Genomic DNA, 5085 nt, shown 5'->3' on the forward strand with positions numbered 1-5085 from the left:
AGGACACCGGCAGGAACGACGACAGCCGGAACCCGGCACCCGTCACCCGCATCGCCGCGGCGCCCGGCGTGACGGAGAAGTTCGCCGCACCGCCCGTCACGGTCCACGCACCGCCGGTCTCGGCCGAGCCCCACCCACCGGTCGTCGTCCGGTCGAAGGCGTCGACCGCGAACGGCAGGTTCGCGGGCGGTGCCGTGACCGAGACCGTCCGTGAGGTGGTCGCCGCCTCGCCGTCGTCGTCGGTGACCGTCAGGCTCACCAGGTAGGACCCCGCCGTCGCGTAGACGTGCGCGGGCGGCGTCGGGCCGGTCGCCGTGGCGCCGTCCCCGAAGTCCCACGCGTAGGACGCGACCGTCCCGTCGGCGTCGCTCGAGGTCGACCCGTCCACGGCGAGCGACAGGAACGTCGCCGTCGTGGTGAACGCCGCGACCGGCGCCAGGTTGGGCACGGGTGCCGCGACCGTGACGTCGTGCGTCGTCGAGCTGCTCGCGCCCTGGTCGTCCGTCGTCGTGAGCGTCACCGTGTAGGTGCCCGCCGCCGCGTAGGTGTGCGTCGCCGTGATCCCCGACGCCGTGCCCTCGTCCCCGAAGGTCCAGGCGTAGGACGCGATCGTGCCGTCGGAGTCGCCGGAGGTGGACGCGTCGACCGCGACCGACAGGTCCGTCGCCGCCGAGGTGAAGGCCGCGACCGGTGCCACGTTCGGCTTGACCACCGTGACGTCCTGCGACGAGGTGCTGGTCGCACCGTCGTCGTCGGTCACCGTGAGGGTGACCGTCCGGGTGCCGCTGGAGGCGTAGACGTGCGACGCGGTGAGCCCGCTCGCGGTGCCACCGTCCCCGAACGACCAGGCGTAGTCGACGATCGAGCCGTCGGGGTCGCCGGAGCCCGTGGCGTCCACGCCGACCGTCAGGCCGGTGGGGGTCGCGGTGAACACCGCGGCCGGGGCGACGTTCGCGAGCGCGACCGTCACCTCCGTCGTCGCCGTGGCGATGCCGCCCCGGTCGTCCGTGACCGTGAGCGTCACCGGGTAGGTGCCGGGTGCCGCGTAGGTGTGGGACGCGGCCGACGTCGTCGCCGTCCCGCCGTCCCCGAAGGTCCACGCCGTCGACACGAGGGAGCCGTCGGGGTCCGAGGAGCCCGCGGAGTCGACGTCGACGGTCAGCGTGGACGTCGTGGCCGTGATCGCCGCGACCGGGGCGACGTTCGGCGGCACCACGACGACGTCCTGCGTCACCGTCGTCGCCGCACCGTCGTCGTCCGTCACCGTGAGGGTCACCGTCTTGGTGCCACCGGTGGCGTACAGGTGGGAGGCCGTCGGGCCGGTGGCCGTCGCCCCGTCACCGAAGCTCCACGCGTACCCGGCCACGGTGCCGTCCGGGTCGGACGAGCCGGCCGCGTCGACGGCCACGACCAGCTCCGTGGGCGTCGCGGTGAACGCGGCGACCGGAGGCTGGTTGGGCGCCGTCACGGTGACCTGCTGCGACGTTGCCGCGGTGCCGCCCTGGTCGTCGGTGACCGTGAGCGTCACCGTGTACGTCCCCGGTGCCGCGTAGGTGTGCGACGTCGTGCTGCCGGTCGCGACCCCGCCGTCGCCGAACGTCCACGCCGACGACGCGATGGTGCCGTCCGGGTCGGACGAGCCGGTCGCGTCGAGCGCCACGGTCAGGTCCGTGGGCGTCGCGGTGAAGTACGCGGCGGGCGTCTGGTTGGGCAGCTGCCCCGTCGTACCCAGCGCGTAGTGGTTGGTGACCGTCTGCGCGTCGAGGGCCGTCGAGTAGACCGCGACCTCGTCGAGCTGTCCGGCGAACCACGGCTGCGGACCCCACGTGGTGTCCCCGCCGACCCGCCAGTAGCCCGAGTACGACTGGGCGCCGACCTCCGGGTGGGTGCCCACGAGGGCGCCGTCGACGTACAGGCGCATGCCGGCCGCGGACTGCGTCGCCACCAGGTGGTGCCACTGGTTGTTGTTGTACGCCAGCGGCGACGTGATGGTGTTCGCGACCCCGGTCCACGTCCCGAACGTCAGGCGACCGTTGGTCTCCATGTACACGTGCCGGTCGTAGTTCGCGGACGTGCCGGTCAGCGCGCTGCCGAACCCGATGAGCTTGCCACCGTTGCGGGTGCTCGTGCGGAACCACAGCTCCTGCGAGTAGACGTTGGGCGCGGCCACCTGCTGGGTGCTCACGACCCGGCTGTTCTGCGTGCCCAGCGTGGAGATCGCCGTGTTGGCCACCCCGACGAGCGCGCCGGCCACCCCCTTCGACACCAGCGACCCGTAGGTGCCGTTGACCCCGGAGATCCCCGCGTCCGCCGCGACCGTCCCCGACGACTCGTTCAGCCGCCAGTACAGGTCGGGGTTGGCCGCGTAGACGGCCGCACCGTAGGCGTCCGCCGGGGCGGGCGGCACGGTCGAGACGCGGCCCGAGGTGACCCAGTGGTCGAGCACCGTGGCGGCCGTCAGCGGCGCCGGGTAGATCGCGACGTCGTCGATGGTGCCCGCGAGGTACGGGGACGTCGGCTGGTTGGGCCAGCCGCCCAGGTTGTCCCCGCCCACGCGCCAGTAGCCGGGGTACGCCTGGCCGGTCGTGGTGTCGGAGCGCTGCGCGACCCGGCGACCGTCGATGAACAGCCTCATGCCCTCGGCCCCCATCGAGGCGACGACGTGGTGCCACTGGCCGTCGTTGTACGACAGCGTGGTGTTCAGCGAGCGGACCTCGCCCGGGTAGACGCCGAACCAGATCTTCCCGCTGTTGTCCATGTAGACCTGGCGGTCGTAGCTGCCGGAGCTGCCGGTGGCCGACGACCCGAACCCGATGATCTTCCCGCCGCGGGTCGACGTGGTGCGGATCCACGACTCGACCGCGAAGGAGTCCGGTCCCGTGATCGGGGTCGAGGTGCTCACCCGGCCGTTGGGGGTGCCGTCGAACGTCGACGCGCCGTTCGTGTCGGCGTTGATCGCGCCCGCGGCGCCCCGGGTCACCCCGGGTCCTGCCGTCGCGTCGTTGAAGCCGACCCAGTCGTAGACCGCGTTGCCCGACGCCTCACCGAGGCGCCAGAAGGTCGAGGCACCGTCGGCGAGCACGTGCTCCGCGTACGGGCTGACGGCGCCCGCGTCGGCGACCGTGACGGGGACCTGGTCGCTGATGGCGCTGTTCCCGAACGCGTCCACGACCTTCAGGCGGTACGTGTAGGTCGTGCCCGGGGTCAGCCCCGAGTCGAGGTACCCCATCGTCGGGCGCTTCCACTCGGACGACGGTGCCGTGACCGTGTGCACGGGGACGCCGTTGCGCGACAGCGTGTACGTGAGGAACTCGTTGTCCCGGTCGTAGTTGGCGGGCCAGCTCAGCCGCGCGGTGCCGCTCGAGAACGAGGTGCCGGCCAGCGCGAACGCGGCGGACCCCACACGCGGGCCCTGCTTGTTCGGCGCCTTTCCGGTGCGGGCGAACCGGGCGAGGCCCTGCTGGCCCTTGTTGTTCACGATCGTGAACTCGCCGGCGTAGAGCACGTAGTCGCTGTTCCCCGTGACGGTCCACGGGCCCTGACCCTGCCCGGTGAAGGTGCCGGTGTTGATCTCGGGGTAGAAGTGCAGCAGCGTCGGCGCCGGGTTGCCCGCGAAGTTGAAGTAGCCGTGCGGGTCGGCGGTGACCGTCTGGGTCGCCTCCTTGGTGAACGCCAGCGCCCGGTAGAACGACCACGGCTCGGTCTGCGGGAAGCCACCGACGTTGCCGCAGTAGTGCGGGTGCCCCGCCACGTAGACGGTGTCGCTGGCCGGCCACGCCGCGTACGTGTCCCCGTGGCAGTCCTCGACCCACACGAGCGAACCCGTCGCCCAGTCACCGCGGGCGGCTCCCTCGAGGTTGCCGGTGCTCCCGAACACGTAGCCGGTGACGTAGAAGCTGGTGCCGTCGGAGGTCAGGCTCGTGATCGACGCCTGCGTGCCGCCGTCCCGGATGAGGGTGTTGAGCGGGAGCGGCAGCGAGGCACCGGTGGTCCCGTCGACCCGCGCGAGGCCGTAGCCCGGCGTGCCGCTGCCGTTGAACGTCGTGAAGCTGCCGCCGACGACCACCATCGACCCGTCGGGCGAGACCGTCAGGGCGCTGACCGTGCCGTTGTCCGCGCTCGGGTTCCACGGCAGGACCGCGCCGTCGGCGGCGCGGAACGCGGCCACCCGGCTGCGAGGCTCACCGTTCGCGCTGGTGAACGCCCCGCCGACGTACACCGTCGTGTTCGTCGCGACGATCGCGCGGACCTGCGAGTCCACCCCGGCGTTGAACGAGGTGAGGAGCGCCCCGGTCGCGGCGTCGAACGCGGCGATGCGGTACCGCGCCTGCCCGGCGATCGTCGTGAAGTTCCCGCCGACGTAGATCCGCGACCCGTCCGGCGAGACCGCCACGGCACGCACCTGGGCGTTCGGGTTCGGTGCCCACGAGGCGTCGAGGACGCCCGTCTCGATGTCGTACGCGAGCAGGTTGGTCCGCGGCACGGTCGAGGTCCCTGCCGCGGCGCCCGCGGGCCGCGCGTTGGCGAAGTCGCCACCGACGACGACCTTGCTGCCGGCGACGGCCTGCTGCCAGACGACCCCGTCGATCTGCGTGGTGGGCAGCGAGTCCGCTGCGACCGTCGTCGGCGTCGTGGCGACGACCGGGGAGGTGTCGGCGGCGGCGGGGGTCGCCAGGCCGACCAGGCCTGCGAGGCCGACGACCCCGGCGACGGTTCCGGCCAGGAGTCGGGTGAGCGGGGCGCGGGACGAGAACATGGGCACCTCGGGCGTTCGGGGGGACGGCTGGGGTGCCGTGCAAACCGAGCCTAAGTGGACATTTCCGCCCTAATGGGGTGAGCGCCGGGTGAACTGGACACGCAACCGGGTGATAGTCACCACCCGGTCGCGTGACCTCCGACGATCAGACGACGGGCGCCGCGGAGAGCTGCGACCAGCTCACGACCACGGGCAGCGTGGTGGTGGTGCTGGACGTGTACGCCGAGAGCCCGATACCGCCCGCGACCTGCAGCGCAGCGGTCGTGCTCGTGCCCGACAGCGTCCACGCCGCCGGCTCGGCCGTGCCGGCCACCCACACCTTGCCGCGC

The 5085-nt window shown here is 72.6% G+C and carries 2 protein-coding genes; both read right to left on the reverse strand.

The window, feature by feature from the left end:
• Positions 1 to 4756 (reverse strand): PKD domain-containing protein (locus tag CTE05_RS19990; protein ID WP_146848049.1); only part of this gene is annotated, 4756 nt, incomplete at its 3' end.
• A gap of 145 nt (positions 4757 to 4901) precedes the next feature.
• On the reverse strand, positions 4902 to 5085 hold a 184-nt coding region (locus tag CTE05_RS20425; protein WP_186814952.1), incomplete at its 5' end, for a hypothetical protein.

The organism is Cellulomonas terrae, assembly GCF_007990265.1.
Lineage (GTDB): Bacteria > Actinomycetota > Actinomycetes > Actinomycetales > Cellulomonadaceae > Cellulomonas > Cellulomonas terrae.